The following is a 16,490-nucleotide window of genomic DNA, read 5'->3' as shown; positions in this document are numbered from 1 at the left end:
GGCCGCCCCCCCGGGTTGCCCGCGACGTCGTCCCGCCCCCTTCGACGGGCGGGCTCGCGCACGACGAAACAGGCCCACTCCCCGAGGGGAATGGGCCTGTATTCGAACTGACGTGGCGCGCTCGGCAGGATTCGAACCTGCAACCTTCTGATCCGTAGTCAGATGCTCTATCCGTTGAGCTACGAGCGCATCGTATTCAGTTGTCACCCAGCCGAGACCGGGCGTTGCGGAGGCTCCGGGATTTGAACCCGGGATGGGGGGTTACCCCAAACCGCATTAGCAGTGCGGCGCCATAGACCAGACTAGGCGAAGCCTCCCGGCGGAACCCCTCGGCTACGACGCATAGATTACACAGGTCCACGAGTGGACACAAAACGCCCCCCTCTACGTGCCGTACCCGCTGGTCAGAGCGGGTACGGCACGGCTCCGGAGGGGGCTCAGGGGGCCGGTTGGTGATGTTCGTCTCGCGCCATGGTCAGGAACGGGTCCAGGGAGGCGGGGTTGCGCAGGGCGTCGCGGCTCACGGCGCGCTCGGGCGGGGTGCCGGCGAGGATCTTCTTCACCGGGACCTCGCACTTCTTGCCGTTCAACGTCCTGGGCACCTCGTCGACGGCCACGAAGCGGTCCGGCACGTGGCGCGGGGACAGGTTGACCCGCAGGTCCCGGCGCAGGACGGGTTCCACCTCCGCCAGGTCCGCGCCCTCCTCCAGGACCAGGAAGCACAGGAGTTCGCCGTTGGTCCGGCCGGCGCCGGAGGTGTCGATCACCAGCGAGTCCGCGATGCCGGGGACGCCCTCGACCACGCGGTAGAACTCGCTGGTGCCCATGCGGACCCCGCCCCGGTTGAGGGTGGAGTCGCTGCGGCCGTAGATGACCGCCGACCCCCGCGGGGTGATCCTGATCCAGTCGCCGTGCCGCCACACGCCGTCGAACGTGGAGAAGTAGGCGTCGTGCAGCTTCGAGCCGTCCTCGTCGCCCCAGAAGAAGACCGGCATCGACGGCATGGGGGCGGTGATCACGAGTTCGCCCACCTCGTCCACCACCGGCTCGCCCGCCTCCGAGTAGGACTCGACCGCCGCGCCCAGCGCCCGGCACGACAGCTCGCCCAACCACACCGGCAGGTCGGGGGCGGCGGCGACGAAGGCGGTGCACAGGTCGGTGCCGCCGGACACCGAGGCGATCTGCACGTCGGGGCCGATGGCCGACGCGACCCAGCGGAAGCCCTCGGGGGTCAGGGGCGCGCCCGTCGAGCCGACCGCGCGCAGCGCCGACAGGTCGTGGCGGGCGGCGGGTTCCAGGCCTTCCTTGAGGCACGACTGGATGTACGGGGCCGAGGTGCCGAAGTAGGTCACGCGGTCGCGTTCGGCCAGGTCCCACAGCACGTCGAGGTCGGGGTGGGCGGGGCTGCCGTCGAACAGGACGACGGTGGAGCCGACGAGCAGGCCGGAGACGAGGAAGTTCCACATCATCCAGCCGGTGGTGGTGAACCAGAAGAACCGGTCGCCGGGCCCCAGGTCGCTGTGCAGCGCGAGCATCTTCAGGTGCTCGACGACGATGCCGCCGTGGCCCTGCACGATGCCCTTGGGCAACCCGGTGGTGCCGGACGAGTACAGCACCCAGAGCGGGTGCGCGAACGGGACCGGCGTGAACTCCAGGGGCGCGCCCGCGTGCTCGGCCAGCAGGGAGTCCCAGGCCACGACGCCGGGGAGGGTGCCGCCGCCGACGTAGTCGACCAGCACGGTGGCGCGCAGCGACGGGATCTCCGACCGCAGCCGCTCCACGGTGGGCCGCACGTCGAACGCGCGCCCGTTGTACCGGTAGCCGTCGACGGCGACGAGGACGGTGGGCTCGACCTGGGCGAACCGGTCGACGACCGCCCGCGCGCCGAAGTCCGGCGAGCACGAGGACCAGGTGGCGCCGAGGGACGCGGCGGCGAGGAACGCGACGAGCGCCTCCGGCGAGTTCGGCACGAGCGCGACCACGCGGTCGCCGACGCCGACGCCGAGCGACGCGAAACCGGCGCGGACGGCCGCCACTCGGGCGCGCAGCTCGCCGCGGGTCAGCTCGGACGAGACGCCGTCCTCGCGGTGGAAGACGACGGCCAGGGCCTCGTCCGGGCCCTTCAGGGCGTGCTCGGCGTAGTTCAGCGTCGCGCCGGGGAACCAGGACGCCCCCGGCATCACGGGCGCCTCCAGGACCCGTGACGGCGCGTCGTGGAACGTCACGTCGAAGAACTCGGCGACGGCGCCCCAGAAGCCCTCCAGGTCGGAGGTGGACCACGCCCGGAGCGACTCGTAGTCGGCGAACCCCAGGCCCTTGTCGGTGGACAGCCAGGAGCGGAACGCGGCCATGCGGCTGCCCGCGACCCGGTCGGGGTCCGGGCGCCACAGGACTTCCGCCTCGCCGGCGGCGGTGCCGGCACGCATCTCGGTCATACCTGGATTCCTAGCCGATCGGACGGCGCGGAACCACAGTCGTCATCCACACACCGGGTCAGCCGCGGCCGGCGCTCGCCACCAGTCCCTCGACGGCGGAGATCAGCCGGGGCGCGTCCGTGGGAGCGACGACGAGCCACGCCGCGTCCCGCCGCACCAGGTAGCGGCCCTCGCGGCTGTCCAGCCAGGACACGACCGCGCCGGTCGGGTGCAGGTAGCCGGCGCGGTTGCGGGCGATGACGCCGACCTGGCCGCCGCCGCTGCGCGTGGTCACGGCGCGCATCAGGGTGTTCGCCTCGGGCTCGCGCAGGCCGACGCCGCGCAGCACGTCGAGGAACCCCTCGGTGCCGTCGGACTCGCCGGCCCGGCCCGCGGCCAGGTAGTCGTCCCAGCGGACGTTGACCGACCGGCCGTTGCCGGGCGGCGCGGGCGGCAGGGTGTTGACCGTGGTGGCGGCGAGGGCGGTGGGCCGGAAGCCGGTCACCTGCACCTGGTCGCCGAGCCTGCCCGCGAACGCGCCGTGCCACGCGGCGGTGGCCAGGCCGCGCGCCTGGGCGCCGCGCAGGGTGAAGAAGACCTCCAGGCCCACCTCGAACTCGGCGAGGCCGCGCAGGTGCCCGTACAGCTCCTCGTCGGGCCGCTGCACGGTGCCGTAGCCCCGTGACACGAGGTCGCGGGACGCCGACTCGATCAACCGGGCGCGTTCCGCCTGGGTGTGCCCGAAGTGCCTGGTGCCGAGCGGTACCGGGTGGGCGTCGCGGTGGACGGCCTGCCAGAGCAGGAAGAACTCCACTTCGCTGAGCTGGAAGACGCGTTCGGTCACAGGCCGATCACCGGGGGTGCTGCCTTGTTGTCCAGCCCGAACACGTTGTCGTCGTCCTCCAGGTAGTTCGGGCGGTTGTGGTCACGTTCACCGCCGCCACCACCGGCGATGGGCGGCGGGGCCGCCATGGGTGCCGCGCCGATCATGCCCGCCTGCGGCGTCACGGACTTCGGCGCCTGGAACGTGCTGGTCACGCTGCCGGGGTTGCCGGAGCCGGAGCCGCCGCGGTCGCCGAGGGCGCCGCTGGCCGTGCCGGGCGCGCTGAGCGGGGCGCCCGCGCCGCCACCACCGCCACCGCCGACCGCGCCGACCGCGCCGATGGGGGTGGGCACGCCGCCACCGCGTCCGCCGCCGTAGCCGCCGCGACCGCCCGCGAACCCGCCGCGGCCGAACGAGGGCTGCGCGCCGGCGGGGCGCGGCTGCTGGTTGCCCTGCTGTTGCTGCTGGTTGTTGTTGACGACGACGGGACCGCCGTGGCCGTTGCCGTCGACGGTGGACGGGGTGGTCGGACCACCGGTCACCACCACGGGCGGCGGCGGCGGCGGGGGCGGTGCGACGGGGTTGACCGGCGGCGCGAACGAGGGCACGGTCCGGTCGACCGCGTAGGAGTTCTGCTGGAACAGCGCCATGACCTCGGCGGCCTGGCGGTGCGTCGCGTCGGCGGCGGTGACCGAGCCGACCGCGGGCGCGGCGATGGTGTCGATGCCGGTGAACGCGCCGCGCGCGCCGCCGAGGCGCGGGTCGGCGAGCTGCTCGGAGGGCGTCGCCGAGCCGAAGCCCACCGGCTCGGCGAGCTGGTTGGCGAACGGCGAGCGCGTCGTGGCGACGGGCGTCGGGCCGGCCACCGGGGCCGGGACGGGGGTCGCGACGGCGCCGTCGACCGGTGTGACGACCGGCGGGGCGGGTGCGGGCGGCGGCATCATCTCGCGCGCCGTCTGCACGTGCTCGATCTCGGTGGCGATGCACTTGGCCACGTTGTCGGCGTGCTCGCTGGTGTTCAGCGCCCACTTCTCGACGGACTCCAGCGCCTCGCGGGCGCGGTCGGCCGTGCCGCCCTCCCACGCCTGGGAGGACTGGCCGATCGCCTTGGCCAGCAGCTCCTGCACCTCGCCGAGCGCCTTGCCGACGGTCGCCCAGTCCGCCTGGGCGCTGCCCGCGGCCTTGAGGTCGACGCCGGTGTTGACCATCTCCCACAGCTGCTGGTGGCTGTAGGTCATCCAGTCGACCTTCTGGCCGAGGTCGGTGGGCTTGTCGTCCCGGCCGCCACCACTGCCGTGACCACCGTTGTGGTGGCCCCCGTGGTGACCGCCGTGGTGGTTGCCGCCGCCGTGACCACCGCCGTGACCACCGTGACCGCCGTGCCTGTTGTCGCCCATCAGCCCTTAGCCTCCCCCGCGGCACCGAAGGCGTCCGCCGCCTCGTCGTCGGCCTGCTCCAGGTTGCGCGCGGCCTCGCGGATCGTCTCCTCGACCTCGAAGAGGACCTGCATGAAGTCGCCGATCACGTTGACCGCCGACTTCTCGTTGCCCACCGCGACCTCGCGTAGCCGCCTGCTGATCGCGTCGCTCACCCAGTTGTTGCCGAACTTCAGCTCGACGTCGAGGTTGTTGACGGCCCTGCTGTGCACGTTGTCGACCAGGCTGCGGGCCTGCGAGATCAGCTTGAGCAGGTCGTCGACGCCCTGCTTGTCCAGGTCGAGCTGGACGGCGCCCTTGTCCACCGCGTCGAGCGCGACGTTGGCCTTGTCGAGGTCCGTCTGCGCGGCCTTCGCGAAGCTCTCCGCGACCACCGGCTCCGGCGCTGCCCCGACCGGCGCCGTCCCGGCCGGGACGGGAGCAGCGGGGGCCTGCGCGGGCAGGGTCACGGTCGCGCCGGCGTCGGGCGCGGCGACCGGGGCCGCGACCGGCGCGGGTGGTGGTACCGCGGACGGCGTGAAACCCGGCGGGACCTGCACCGCCGGTGCACCCGCCATCAGGTTGACCGTGTTCCCGTCGCTCATCACTACCCCCTGCACTGCGATTCGCCGCAGCCCTGCCTCGCGTTAGCCGGCAGCGACCGAATCAGGCGTTCCGGACGCTCCCCTTAGATGTACCGGGAAGGCGGTTCGGTTCCAAGCCTCCGACAAGAGGCTCAGCGGAGGTGGGAGTCGAACCAGTTCAACGCCCGCTGCCAGGCCTCCGCGCTGGCCGCCGGCGTGGTGTCGAAGCGGTGGCTGCTGCGCGCGAACCGGACGACGTCGGTGGCCACGGGCGCGGACGCCGCCGCGTCGCGCAGCTTCTCCACCTCGCTGACCGGGATCTCCGCGTCGTCGCCGTAGAGGCCGAGCCACGGGCACGTCAGCTCCGCCGCGACCTCCACCAGCGACGGCAGCCCCGCCGAGAGCGGTTCCAGGATGCCGCCGCCACCGACGGTGACCGCCGCACCGACGGTTCGGCTTCCCGCAACCACCATCGCGACCGATCCGCCCAGGTCGAACCCCATGACACCCATGCGGTCCGCGCTCACGCCGCGTTGCCCCAGCCAGACGAACGCGACGTCGGTGTCGGCCAGCACGGCCTCACCGGACAGGCCGCTGACCTTGGCGGGGACCTCGTCGTCGGACACCTCGTCGTAGAGGTGCGGCGCGACCGCCAACCACCCCTCGGCCGCGAGCGACCCCACCAGACCGCGGACGGTGTCGGTCACGCCGCGCGCCTCGTGCAGCACGACCAGGCCGCCGCGGACGGCGTTCTCCGGCTCGGCCACGGTCAGCGTCAGCTCGCGGCCGTCGGTGAGGGAGATCGTCTCGGTGCGGGTAGGTGTCATGCGGCAACCCTTCCACGTGGGGGTGAACGCCAGTCAACGTGAGCAACCAGACGTGTGCCCATTCGCCCCTACCGCGGGTTACCGTGCCGCAGAACCCCGAAGGGAGTCCTTGGATGACCGTGCGAACCCGTGCCGACCTCGTGTCCCTGCCCAGCTACGTGCCCGGCAAGTCCATCCCCGGCGCCATCAAGCTGGCCAGCAACGAGGTGTCGGCCGGACCGCTGCCCAGCGTGGTGCGGGCGATCGCGGACGCGGCCACCGCCGTGAACCGCTACCCCGACACCGCCGCCACCGACCTCGTAGCGCGGCTGGGCGACAAGCTGGGCGTGCCCGTCGAGCAGGTCGCGGTGGGCTGCGGCTCCGTGACGCTGTGCCAGCAGCTCGTGCAGGCCACCTGCACCGAGGCCGACGAGGTGGTGTTCGCGTGGCGCTCGTTCGAGGCGTACCCGCTGATCACCGCGGTCGTCGGCGCCAGGCAGACGAGGGTGCCGCTGACCCCGGGCCACGGCCTGGACCTGGACGCGATGGCCGACGCGATCACTCCCGCCACGCGGCTGGTGTTCGTGTGCAACCCGAACAACCCGACCGGTACCGCGCTGACCGAGGCGGAGATCGAGCGGTTCGTCGAGCGGGTGCCGTCGGACGTGCTGGTGGTGATCGACGAGGCGTACAAGGAGTTCGTCGAGGACGCCGACGTGCCGGACGGCGTGGAGCTGGCCAAGCGGATGTGGGCGGCGGGCCGGGACAACGTGGCGGTGCTGCGCACCTTCTCCAAGGCGTACGGCCTGGCCGGGCTGCGCGTCGGGTACGCGGTGGCCTCGCCCGAGGTGGCCGACACGCTGCGCAAGGTCTACGTGCCGTTCAGCGTGAACGCGCTGGCGCAGGTCGCCGCGCTCGCGTCGCTGGACGCCGAGGACGAGCTGATGGCGCGCTGCCGGGCGGTCGTCGCGGAGCGGACCAGGGTGCGGGACGAGCTGGTGGCCGCCGGGTACGAGGTGCCCGTGTCGCAGGCGAACTTCGTGTGGCTGCCGCTGGGCGAGCGCACGGCGGCGTTCAACGAGCACTGCCTCGGCCACAAGGTGGTGGTGCGGGCGTTCCCGGGCGACGGCGCGCGGGTGACGGTCGGCGAGCCCGAGGAGAACGACGCGTTCCTGGCGGCGGCGCGCTCGTTCGCCGGCTGAGCTAGCGGGTCAGGATCTGCACGATGGCCACGACTCCCACCACCACGATCACCGCGCGCAGCGCGACCGGTGGGAGTCGGCGGCCGACCTTGGCGCCGATCTGGCCGCCCACGACCGAGCCGATCGCGAGCAGCAGCACGGCCAGCCACGCCACGTCGGCGATGAAGATGAACAGCACGCCCGCGACGAGGTTCACGAACGCGGTCAGCACGTTCTTCAGGGCGTTCATGCGCTGGATGTGCTCGCTCATCAGCACGCCCATCATGCCCATCACGAGCACGCCCTGGGCCGCGCCGAAGTAGCCGCCGTAGATGCCCGCGAGGAACACCCCGACCCACAGCGCGAGACCGCCGTGCTCGTGGCGCTCGCGCTCGGCGAGCTTCCGGTTGAGCCACGGCTGGGCCACCACCAGCACCAGGGCCACCGCGATCAGCACCGGGACGATCGCGGAGAACGCGTCCTCGGGCAGCACCACCAGCAGGACCGCGCCGACGACCGCGCCGAGCACGGAGGCGGGCAGCAGCCGCTTCACCCGGCCGGCCTGGCCGGCCAGCTCGCGCCGGTAGCCCCAGGCGCCGCTGAGCGAGCCGGGCACGAGGCCGAGGCTGTTGGAGACGTTCGCGACGACCGGCGGGTAGCCGACGGCGAGCAGCACCGGGAACGTGACGAGGGTGCCGGACCCGACGACGGTGTTGATGCCGCCGGCGAAGACCCCGGCCAGGACGACGAGGATCGCCTCCAGCGTCGTCACAAGCCCACTCTCCCCTGCTCCCGCGGTCGTCAGCGGACGCTAACACCGCGTCGGGCGGGGCGCGGTGTGGGAATCCCGACACCGCGCCCCCGCGGGGCGCGGCTCGCGGGGAGGGGCGGGGTCAGCCCAGGTTGTCGGTGCCGAACGTGTCGCACCGCGCCGGGTCGCCGGTGTCGTAGCCGGTCGTGTACCACTTCTGGCGCTGCGCCGACGAGCCGTGCGTGAACTGGGTCGTGTCGACCTGGCCGCCGCCCAACTCGCTCTGGATGTAGTCGTCGCCGATGCGCGCCGCCGCGTCCAGCGCCGCGTTCACGTCCTCCTGGGTGACGCCGGTGATCAGCGGCTGGCCCGAGGCGGTGGGCACGGACTGCGCGTGGTTCGCCCAGGCGCCCGCGTAGCAGTCGGCCTGGAGCTCCAGCCGCACCGAGCCCGATGTCGGACCGGCCTCCTGGCCGACGCGGTCGGACGTGCCGAGCAGGTTCTGCACGTGGTGGCCGTACTCGTGGGCGAGGATGTACGCCTCGACGAACGGACCGCCCTGAGCGCCGAACTTCTGCCGCAACTCCTGGTAGAAGTTCAGGTCGATGTACACCTGGCCGTCGGCCGGGCAGTAGAACGGACCGACTGCGGACGTCGCGTTGCCGCAGCGGGTCTGCACGCCGCCGGAGAAGAAGTTCGTCTGCGCCTGCTGGTAGGTGCGGCCGGAGCGGGCGAACTGGTCGGTCCAGTAGCCCTGGATCGAGTTGATGAAGGCGACCGCGCGGCAGTCCGACTCGCGGTTGGCGTCGGCGCCGGTCCTGCACTTCTCCTTGATGGCCTCGGACCCCACCTGCTGGTTCTGGCCGACGTCGCCGAACCCGGAGCCGGTGGGCAGCTCCACGCCGCCGCCGAGCTGGGAGAGCACGAAGTAGATGATCACACCGACGATCCCCAGCCCACCGCCACCGAGGGCGACGCGACCGCCGACGCCGCCGCCGCGCTGGTCGTTGACCTGCGACGTGTCGAGTTCGGCGTTCTCGTTGAACTGCACCGCGACCTCCAACCCGGGACCCACTGGAGCCCGCACGACAATAGGCCCCGGGTGCGGAGCCCGATATCGGGGCCGCACCCGGGTTTTCCCATTGTGCAAGTGGCGAAACCGCTGGTGACGAGGTCGGCGTGGACCTCGGCCGGCGCCGACGGTGGAGACTGCGCCTGGAGAGCACCGGGTCAACAGCGTCAAGCGCGTGCAGGCCGCCTGGGGCGGCGCGCGCTCGAACCCTCGTCGGGACCGCTCACGGTCGCGTTCGGAACCGTCTGGCGCGTTCCGCCCGCGGGGTCGCGGTCGTGCGCGGATCGTCACGTCGAGGACTTGTCTGCACCGCACCACCTTCCCCTTCCGGGCGTGCCGCCGACGTTGCTCCTGGGTGTTCGCCGGCAACAGGTCCTGCTTCGAGCATGCGCTTGATCGGCCCTCGCCGCAACCGTTCCGCAGCGCCCTGAACTGGTGAAACGGAATCCACCACCGGGTGGCGCGGCGCGCGCGGTGAGCGCCCCCTCGTGCGGGACGCCCACCGCGCGTGCCGTCACGGCGTGGTGGTGATGCGGCCCAGCGCCGGCGGGGTGGTGCCCGGGTTCGCGGTCAGGTAGGCCGCGAACGCGTCCAGGTCGATGCCGCCACCGGTGATGGCGGTGCCGCCGGTGAAGACGCTGAAGCCGTCACCACCGCCCTGGAGGAAGCTGTTGATCGTCACGCGGTAGCTCGCGGCCGGGTCGAGCGGCACGCCGTTCAGCACGACGTCCGACACCTTCGAGCCGATCGGCGCGGACGCCGACCACGAGTAGGTCAGGCCCTTCGACGGCTGGAGCACGATCTGCCGCGTCGCGCCGTTGACGACCTGCCACTGCTGCTCCAGCGCCGCCTTGATCTGCGCGCCGGTCAGCGTGACCGTCTGGAGGATGTTGCCGAACGGCTGCACGGTGAACGCCTCGCCGTAGGTGACGACGCCATCGCCCTCGCCCGCCGGCGAGGAGGCGAACGACAGGTCGGCGCGCACGCCGCCCGGGTTCATCAGCGCGAGGACCGCGCCGTTGCCCTGCGTCGCGGCGAGCTGCGAGTCCGCGATCAGGTAGCCCAGCGGCGACTCGCCCGCGGCGTTCTGCGCGCGCGGGACGTCCGCGGCGATCGTGCCCACCGGGCGGTTCGCGATCGGGCCGGACTTCGCCTTGGCCTGGTCGATGATCGCCTGGATGGCCGGGTCCGGGGTGACGTCCTTGGTGACGACCCGGTTGCGCGCCACCGTGGCGCTCCGGACGACCTCGCGGGTCCGCTTGTCGATCTTCAGGTCGACCACGGACAGCTCGCGGCCGAACGCGAGGCCCTCGATGAACGGGCGCGGGTTGCCCGCCGGGTCGGTGACCGTGCAGTTGTAGTGCTGGTGGCTGTGGCCGGAGAAGACGGCGTCGATCTTCGGGCTGACCTGCTCGGCGATCCTGCGGCCGGGGCCGCCCTCGACGGTCCGGCAGTCGTCCGGCCCGCCGCCGCTGGTGTTGTCGCCCTGGTGGATCAGCAGCACGATCGACTTCACGCCGAGCCAGTTCAACAGGTCCGCGTACCGGTTGGCGGCCTTGACCTCGTCGCCGAACTCCAGCTCCTTGATGCCGTTCGGGTCGACCAGGATCGGCACGTCCTTCAGCGGCATGCCGATGAAGCCGATCGGGACGCCCTCGCGGAACTCGACCCAGAACGGCGGCAGGGCGGGCAGGTCGTTCTTGGCCAGGGTGACGTTGGCGCCGAGGATCGGGAAGTCCGCGCCCTCGTACCTGTCGTTGAACTGGCAGCCGTCGACCGGGTGGCACCCGCCCTTCTGCATGCGCAGCAGTTCCCGGTAGCCCTCGTCGAACTCGTGGTTGCCGGCGGCGGTGGTGTCCATGCCGACGTGGTTGAGGACCTCGACGGTCGGCTCGTCGTGGAACAGCGCGGACACGATCGGCGAAGCGCCGATCAGGTCGCCCTGGCCGACGATGACCGAGTTCCTCACCTCGGACTGGAGCTTCTTGATGTGCGTGGCGTTGTACGCGGCGCCGCCGGCCTCGACCGTGGTGCCGTCGGACAGCGTGACGCGGCCCGACGAGCCGGTCGGCGGTTCGATGTTGCCGTGCAGGTCGTTGATGCCGATCAGCCGGACGTCGACCGTGCGTGACGGCTTGTTGTCGGCCTGTGCGGGGGTTTGCGCGACGGTGACGGCCAGTGCGGCGGCGGCGGTCACCGCGAGCGCGGCCGTGCGGCGCACGGTGCGACTCGACGGGGTCATGTGGGGGTCCTCCCTGGCCGCGCCCCGGTAGGAGGGCGCGCTACGGCGGTGCAGTTTGCCTCCCGAAGACGGCGCGCACCAGACATCCGGGTGGATCGTCCGTTAACGGAAATCCGCGCGGCATAGCCTGTCGGGGTGACTGAGCAGGAACCGCGCTGGTTGGACGACGGTGAGATGCGCGCCTGGCGCAACTACGTGGTGGGGGCGTCCATGCTCGCCGACCGCCTGCACCGCGAGCTCCAGGACAACCACGGGCTCTCGCTGGCCGACTACGAGGTCCTGGTCCGACTGTCCGAGCGCCCGCGGAGGCGGATGCGGATGTCCCAGCTGGCGGACGACGTGGCGTCCTCGAAGAGCCGCGTCTCCCACCAGGTCGCCCGGATGGAGAAGGAAGGGCTGCTGCGGCGGCGCGAGTGCCCCGAGGACGGGCGGGGCGTGTTCGCCGAGCTGACCGACCGGGGCATGGCGGTGCTGGAGAGCGCCGCGCCCACGCACGTCGAGGGGGTGCGGGCGCACATGATCGACCTGCTGCCGAGGGAGGACCAGGAGGTCCTGGCGAAGGTCTTCGAGCGGGTCATCACGCACCTGAGGTCCGTGGACGGGTAACCTGCTGCCGCACACGGGAAGCGTGGCAGAGCGGCCGAATGCACCCGCCTTGAAAGCGGGAGACGGGCAACCGTCCGGGGGTTCAAATCCCTCCGCTTCCGCAGGTCGGAGCCCCGATCACCTCTCGCGGTGACCGGGGCTCTGCTGCGTCGTCTCAATCGTCGTCTCAGTCGTGCCGTCCAGGCCGGTATCGGCACCCCCGCTGCCCCTCGTCACCCTTGCCGTCCTCCGCGCTGACCGGCTCCCAGAGCAGTCCACCGACCCGCTGAGCGACCTCCCGGCGGATCGCGGCGGTGATGTGCCGGTACCTGGCGGCCATCGCCGTGTTCGACCAGCCCGTCGTGCCCATGACGGCCCGTTCCGCCACACCCAGCAGCAAGAGCACCGTCGCGGCGGTGTGCCGCGCGTCGTGCAGCCGTCGATCCGGCACCCCTGCGCCTTTCAGCAGCCGTTTCCATTCCGCGTGGTCCGTACGCGGGTTGAGCGGCGCACCGGTCGGCGTGGTGAACGCATAGCCGCTGTCCACCCACGGTCGAGCGGCCTGGCCCGTTCCCGCTCCTGCTCGTTGGCGTGTCGACGCAGTAGGCCGATCAGTTCGTCCGGCAAACCGATGCCGCGCTTACCGGCCTTCTCGACGTCCTCTACGGAGCAGGGCTCGACCTCGTTTCCCCGATCTTCGGCGCGCGGGCCGAGGTGGCGGAATTTCGGTAATGTGCTTCCGCCGCATTGCGGCATTCAGCGCGGCACGGACGGTGCGGCGCACCTGGTGTGCGGTGGCGGACGACGAGCTCGCGGACCTTCTCGGCGACTTCGGGCCGCGTCTTGGCCTGCACGTGGCGGCGGTCGGGTTTGCCGTTGTCCTTCACGCCGACCGTGACGCGGCCGTGCCGGCAGCCGTCACTGCCGTGATGGATGGTGGATTCCCCAGCGGTGCCGGAAACGACCTAGTGCTGCATCTCGGAACGTCGTTGTCGACGGAGGAGGGCCGGAAGCCGGCCCGAGCCCGGCCCAAGACCGCTGCCCCACCGACTCACCCATCCGCACCTGGACCCATTACCCGATCAAGGTCGCGTGACGCAGCACCAGGTGCGGGCTGCTGGTGCGACAGGTCGGTGCACTAGGGCGTGCGCGCCGGTCCGGCGGTGCGGCGCTTCGCGGGCCGCAGGTAGCGCTCCAGTCCGTTGAGCTTCTGGTCGGCGATGAACGTCGACCTTTCGTTGATGATGATGTCTTCGGCGTGCCGGATGCAGGCCCACACGGAGTCGCCCCACGGGTCGGCGACCTTGACCTCGACGGGGTTGTCGCAGGGGTTCGACAAGCCGAGCTGGCACGTCCGGGGGTGCTCACCGTCGAGGTGGTCGGCCGCGAGGTGGCGCAACTGGCCCGCCAGCTTCGCCGACGCGGTGGCGTGTGCTCCGGGAGCCTCGTCCAGGCCGCGTTCGGCGCGCACCGCCTGGATGGCGGCCAGGCGCAGCTCCAACTGGTCGGCGACGATCCCGGCCAGCGCGGTGAGCGTCGCGACCTGGGTGTCGGTGACCTCGCGGGGTTCGCGGTCGATCACGTTGACCGTGCCCAGGCGGTGCCCGTCGCCGGTGATGATCGGCGCGGCGGCGTAGAAGCGCAGGCCCAGTTCGCCGCGCACCAGCGGGTGGTCGAGGGTGCGGGGGTCGACCGCACCGTCGTTCACCACGTACGCCTCGTCCTGCAACACGGCCGAGGCACACAGGCCGGGCTCGGTGCCGATCTGGGTGACGCCCGACAGACCGTGGCTGGCCGCGAACCACACGCGGTCGACGTCCACGATCGTCACGGTCGCGATCGGTGTGCCGAAGACCAGCGCGGCCAGACGGGCGACGCTGGCGAAACTACCGTCGGCGGGCGCGTCCAGGATGTGGTAGCGATGGACCGCCGACAGGCGCTCTGGATCGGTGTGGGTGGGCACGCGAGCAACGGTAACCGAGGATCACCGCAGGGCCGGACCACGAGCAATCTCGCGACCGTGCCGCACGCCACGTTTGACCACCGGCACCAGTGGGTACACGCATCGGATCGACGCGTGTCGTCGGATGGAACGCCGTAGCGCGGTCAGGCGTCGGCGCACGTCGGTCGGTGCTCCATCGGTGAAACCGGTACCTGCGTGACCGATGCGGACCAGCCCCGGTTCGTCGTAGGCACCCAGCAGGAGGGATCCGACGGTGCCGGAACGGCGCTGTGCCTGCCGATGACTCCACGCAGGTGAGAAGCGTGGGCAGGACACGGGTCGCGGCCTACACCCGCCGGCGCAACGCCCGAGCACGCCCCGAGACCGGCTTCGCCACCGACTCACCTGTTCGCAGCTGGACCGATTACCCGGCCAAGGTCGCGTGACGAGGCACTGGGCGCAGTGACCGCAGGGGATGCGTCACCGCCCGCGGGGCGTGCGTCACGCGGTGATCCTGCCGTCCCGGTTGTCGTCTCAATCCCGTTCCGTCAGGGCTTGTTCGGCGTTGTTCGCCTAGGTGTGGAAGCGTAGCCAACAGCTCTCTGACCAGCCGGTACATACGGCGGTGGTCGACACCGGACGATGGGCCGCGCGGATCGTCGCCGCCGCCCGGGAGGGGCCGTGGACCCGGTGAGCAGGTACCTGGACCTGGTCGAGGCCGAGGTGCGGCGCGACCCGGAGATGCGCGAGGGGCAGGCGCACTACGTCGCCCTGCGCGGGGAGTGGCCGCGCCTCCTTGAGCAGGTCGCGGGCACCGAGCGTGACCGCTTCGCCGTCGACCGGAACCTGCCCGCCTTCCTCGCCCGGGCGGAGGAGGCGTTGGCCGCCGAGGCCGGGCGGCCGGTGCAGCACGGGGTCGCGTGGATTCCAGGGCGTTCCACCACGAGGGCCGGCCCCCGGGCGGGGGCCGGCCCTCGTGGTGGAACCGCCGGGATCAGGCGGTTTCGGCGTGCGTGTGGGGCTCGACGTGCAGGGCGCGGGTCTTCGCCGCGGCACGGGCGTCGGCCCGCTTGGCGCGCGGCGGGACACCGTTCACGTCCTCCGTGCTCATGGCGTACGACGCGGTGACCCAGGCGAGGGCGTCGGAGTTCCGGTCGAGCGCCTTGCGGTCCACGTTGCCGAGGTTGTCGCCCGGACCGTGGTAGTTCGGGTCGTACGCGACGCCCGCGGTACCGCCCCACTTGGCCACCTGGGCCTCGGTCTTGAGGACCTCGGCGCCGGTGAACAGGCCGCCGGCGGGGATGCCGTTCGCGATGAACTCGCCGTAGTCCGAGCGGCCGGAGAAGTCGGTGCCCTCGACCTGGACCTTCTTCTCGACCTGGAGGTAGTCGACGAACGCCTTCTCGATCTGCGCCGAGCCGTAGGGGCCCGCGCCCGCGCCGACGCCGTCCGAGTCGTCGCCGTCGTAGACGAAGTAGCCCGCGTTCGGCGAACCGATCATGTCGAAGTTCAGGTACAGCGCGATGTCCAACTGCTGCTCGAAGGTCAGCGACCGCACGTACTCGGTGGAGCCGACGAGACCCAGCTCCTCGGCGCCCCACCAGCCGAAGCGCACCGCGTTGTCCACCTTCGGCTTGCCGCCGAGCTGGAGCGCGGTCTCCAGGAGGCCGGCCGAGCCGGTGCCGTTGTCGTTGATGCCCGCGCCGTTCTCGACGCTGTCGAGGTGGGCGCCGGCGAACACGACGTTGTCCTTGCGGCCGGTCTTGGTCTGCGCGATGACGTTGCGCGAGATCCGGTCCTCCTCGTGGTACCGGAGGTCGACCGTCACCGGCTGGCCCGCGAGGCCCGCGAGCGCGGTGCCGTCGGCCTGGGTCACGCCACCGGTCGGCACGACGCCGGGCGCGCCGAGCGTCACGCCGGACAGCTTGGCGTCCGGCACGTTGTTGGCGATGATCACGGCGATCGCGCCGGCGGCGGCGGCGTTGCGGTGCTTGATGTCGAACGTGCACGCGCCGCGGCGGATCAGGGCGACCGCGCCGGTGAAGTCCTGGCCCGCGAAGTCGGTCGCCTCGCAGCCCGGGGTGCCGTCCTCGGGGACCACGCGCAGCGGGCCGGTGATGCCGCCGGCCGGCGTCTGCGGCGAGAACTCCAGCGGGATGTTCTCGTACGTCGTGGTGCCGACCTCGGCGGTGGCGGCGTCGGTGATCTGCACGGGGTAGGTGAACTCCGGCGTCGACACGTCGAAGCCCGCACCGCGCAGCTTGCCGGCGACGTAGTCGACGCTGGCGTCGTAACCGCTGGTGCCGGCCGCGCGGTTGCCGTTGTTGCGGTCGGCGATGCGCTGGAACGCGATCAGGTGGCGGTTGACCCCTTCCAGCGTGACGTTCTTGGTGAGCTTCTTGGCCAACTGGGGACCGTCGAGCGCGGTCGGCGCCGCGCCGGCGGTCGGGACGGCGACCAGTGCGAGGGACGCGGAGGCCGCGAAGACGACCGCCCGTCGGATCCCGGTTCTAGCTGACATGATCGAGTTCCCCTTCACTCGGTTGCCGAACCCTCACAAAGCAACCCGGTGAAAGCAATCCGTCAATCGATGGGTTTTCGCCCCGTGAGCAGGGGCGAGCACGCTGTGACGCCGTTCACGACGAGGTCCAGGCGGGTCGACGGAACTCTTCGGG

Annotated in this window: 15 protein-coding genes and 3 tRNA genes; 4 read left to right on the top strand and 14 right to left on the bottom strand. The window is 71.8% G+C overall.

The features are described from left to right. Window positions 1–113: 113 nt before the first annotated feature. The 7 genes from CKY47_RS04400 to CKY47_RS04370 form a co-directional block, all read right to left on the bottom strand. Window positions 114–189, bottom strand: a tRNA-Arg gene (locus tag CKY47_RS04400). Window positions 190–227: 38 nt separating this feature from the next. Continuing rightward, window positions 228–317 (bottom strand) — tRNA-Ser (locus CKY47_RS04395). 120 nt (window positions 318–437) lie between these two features. After that, window positions 438–2,435: an acetoacetate--CoA ligase gene (locus tag CKY47_RS04390; RefSeq protein ID WP_306744289.1), complete on the bottom strand. Its 1,998-nt coding sequence runs from the start codon at window positions 2,433–2,435 to the stop codon at window positions 438–440. A 58-nt stretch (window positions 2,436–2,493) separates the two neighbouring features. Next, on the bottom strand, window positions 2,494–3,258 hold the full coding sequence (locus CKY47_RS04385; protein WP_306744288.1) for an ESX secretion-associated protein EspG: 765 nt from the start codon (window positions 3,256–3,258) through the stop codon (window positions 2,494–2,496). Continuing rightward, window positions 3,255–4,634, bottom strand: coding sequence for a hypothetical protein (locus tag CKY47_RS04380; protein ID WP_306744287.1), 1,380 nt, complete (start codon window positions 4,632–4,634; stop codon window positions 3,255–3,257). The genes CKY47_RS04385 and CKY47_RS04380 overlap by 4 nt, the downstream gene beginning before the upstream one ends. Then, complete coding sequence (locus CKY47_RS04375; RefSeq protein ID WP_306744286.1) at window positions 4,634–5,257, bottom strand: hypothetical protein; 624 nt, start codon at window positions 5,255–5,257, stop codon at window positions 4,634–4,636. The genes CKY47_RS04380 and CKY47_RS04375 overlap by 1 nt, the downstream gene beginning before the upstream one ends. A 131-nt stretch (window positions 5,258–5,388) precedes the next feature. Further along, entirely contained in the window at window positions 5,389–6,063 is a 675-nt protein-coding gene (locus CKY47_RS04370; protein WP_306744285.1) for a dienelactone hydrolase family protein, read from the bottom strand. 113 nt (window positions 6,064–6,176) lie between these two features. On the opposite strand from CKY47_RS04370, the gene hisC reads away from it, so the two are divergent. Next, window positions 6,177–7,244, top strand: coding sequence for a histidinol-phosphate transaminase (hisC, locus tag CKY47_RS04365; protein ID WP_306744284.1), 1,068 nt, complete (start codon window positions 6,177–6,179; stop codon window positions 7,242–7,244). A gap of 1 nt (window position 7,245) precedes the next feature. On the opposite strand, the gene CKY47_RS04360 is transcribed toward hisC, so the two are convergent. From CKY47_RS04360 to CKY47_RS04350, 3 genes are all read right to left on the bottom strand, one after another. Next, the gene (locus CKY47_RS04360; protein ID WP_306744283.1) at window positions 7,246–7,995 is read right to left on the bottom strand and encodes a sulfite exporter TauE/SafE family protein; all 750 of its coding nucleotides are present in this window, start codon (window positions 7,993–7,995) and stop codon (window positions 7,246–7,248) included. A 121-nt stretch (window positions 7,996–8,116) separates the two neighbouring features. Beyond that, entirely contained in the window at window positions 8,117–9,025 is a 909-nt protein-coding gene (gene ypfJ / locus CKY47_RS04355; RefSeq protein ID WP_306744282.1) for a KPN_02809 family neutral zinc metallopeptidase, read from the bottom strand. A 535-nt stretch (window positions 9,026–9,560) separates the two neighbouring features. After that, a complete protein-coding gene (locus tag CKY47_RS04350; RefSeq protein ID WP_306744281.1) occupies window positions 9,561–11,288 on the bottom strand; it encodes a bifunctional metallophosphatase/5'-nucleotidase in 1,728 nt (575 codons plus the stop codon). A 135-nt stretch (window positions 11,289–11,423) separates the two neighbouring features. Here CKY47_RS04350 and CKY47_RS04345 point away from each other — a divergent pair, with 135 nt between their 5' ends. Beyond that, a complete protein-coding gene (locus tag CKY47_RS04345) occupies window positions 11,424–11,894 on the top strand; it encodes a MarR family winged helix-turn-helix transcriptional regulator (RefSeq protein ID WP_306744280.1) in 471 nt (156 codons plus the stop codon). Between the two features lie 16 nt (window positions 11,895–11,910). Next, window positions 11,911–11,995 (top strand) — tRNA-Ser (locus tag CKY47_RS04340). A 65-nt stretch (window positions 11,996–12,060) separates the two neighbouring features. Here the strand turns inward: CKY47_RS04340 and CKY47_RS04335 are convergent. The 3 genes from CKY47_RS04335 to CKY47_RS36820 form a co-directional block, all read right to left on the bottom strand. Then, on the bottom strand, window positions 12,061–12,420 hold the full coding sequence (locus CKY47_RS04335; protein ID WP_306744279.1) for a tyrosine-type recombinase/integrase: 360 nt from the start codon (window positions 12,418–12,420) through the stop codon (window positions 12,061–12,063). Between the two features lie 591 nt (window positions 12,421–13,011). After that, entirely contained in the window at window positions 13,012–13,836 is an 825-nt protein-coding gene (locus CKY47_RS04330) for a GAF domain-containing protein (RefSeq protein ID WP_306744278.1), read from the bottom strand. Window positions 13,837–13,857: 21 nt separating this feature from the next. Continuing rightward, window positions 13,858–14,151, bottom strand: a complete 294-nt coding sequence (locus CKY47_RS36820) for an ATP dependent DNA ligase (RefSeq protein ID WP_371320607.1) — start codon at window positions 14,149–14,151, stop codon at window positions 13,858–13,860. On the opposite strand from CKY47_RS36820, the gene CKY47_RS04325 reads away from it, so the two are divergent. Then, window positions 14,139–14,261 carry a hypothetical protein gene (locus CKY47_RS04325; protein WP_306744277.1) on the top strand — a complete coding sequence of 41 codons (123 nt, stop codon included), beginning with the start codon at window positions 14,139–14,141 and terminating at the stop codon, window positions 14,259–14,261. The two genes, CKY47_RS36820 and CKY47_RS04325, sit on opposite strands and share 13 nt — an antisense overlap. A 548-nt stretch (window positions 14,262–14,809) precedes the next feature. On the opposite strand, the gene CKY47_RS04320 is transcribed toward CKY47_RS04325, so the two are convergent. Next, window positions 14,810–16,336: a M28 family metallopeptidase gene (locus CKY47_RS04320; RefSeq protein WP_306744276.1), complete on the bottom strand. Its 1,527-nt coding sequence runs from the start codon at window positions 16,334–16,336 to the stop codon at window positions 14,810–14,812. Between the last annotated feature and the right edge of the window lie 154 nt (window positions 16,337–16,490).

It is taken from the genome of Saccharothrix longispora (assembly GCF_030852425.1).
GTDB lineage: Bacteria > Actinomycetota > Actinomycetes > Mycobacteriales > Pseudonocardiaceae > Actinosynnema > Actinosynnema longispora.
This window is presented reverse-complemented; position numbering and strand designations above follow the sequence as displayed.

Bases quoted from the DNA above. Each gene is read 5' to 3' on its own strand.
- CKY47_RS04375 (WP_306744286.1), bottom strand. From the start codon at position 5,257: ATGAGCGACGGGAACACGGTCAACCTGATGGCGGGTGCACCGGCGGTG.
- hisC (WP_306744284.1), top strand. From the start codon at position 6,177: ATGACCGTGCGAACCCGTGCCGACCTCGTGTCCCTGCCCAGCTACGTG.
- CKY47_RS04390 (WP_306744289.1), bottom strand. From the start codon at position 2,435: ATGACCGAGATGCGTGCCGGCACCGCCGCCGGCGAGGCGGAAGTCCTG.
- CKY47_RS04320 (WP_306744276.1), bottom strand. From the start codon at position 16,336: ATGTCAGCTAGAACCGGGATCCGACGGGCGGTCGTCTTCGCGGCCTCC.
- CKY47_RS04380 (WP_306744287.1), bottom strand. From the start codon at position 4,634: ATGGGCGACAACAGGCACGGCGGTCACGGTGGTCACGGCGGTGGTCAC.
- CKY47_RS04370 (WP_306744285.1), bottom strand. From the start codon at position 6,063: ATGACACCTACCCGCACCGAGACGATCTCCCTCACCGACGGCCGCGAG.
- CKY47_RS04350 (WP_306744281.1), bottom strand. From the start codon at position 11,288: ATGACCCCGTCGAGTCGCACCGTGCGCCGCACGGCCGCGCTCGCGGTG.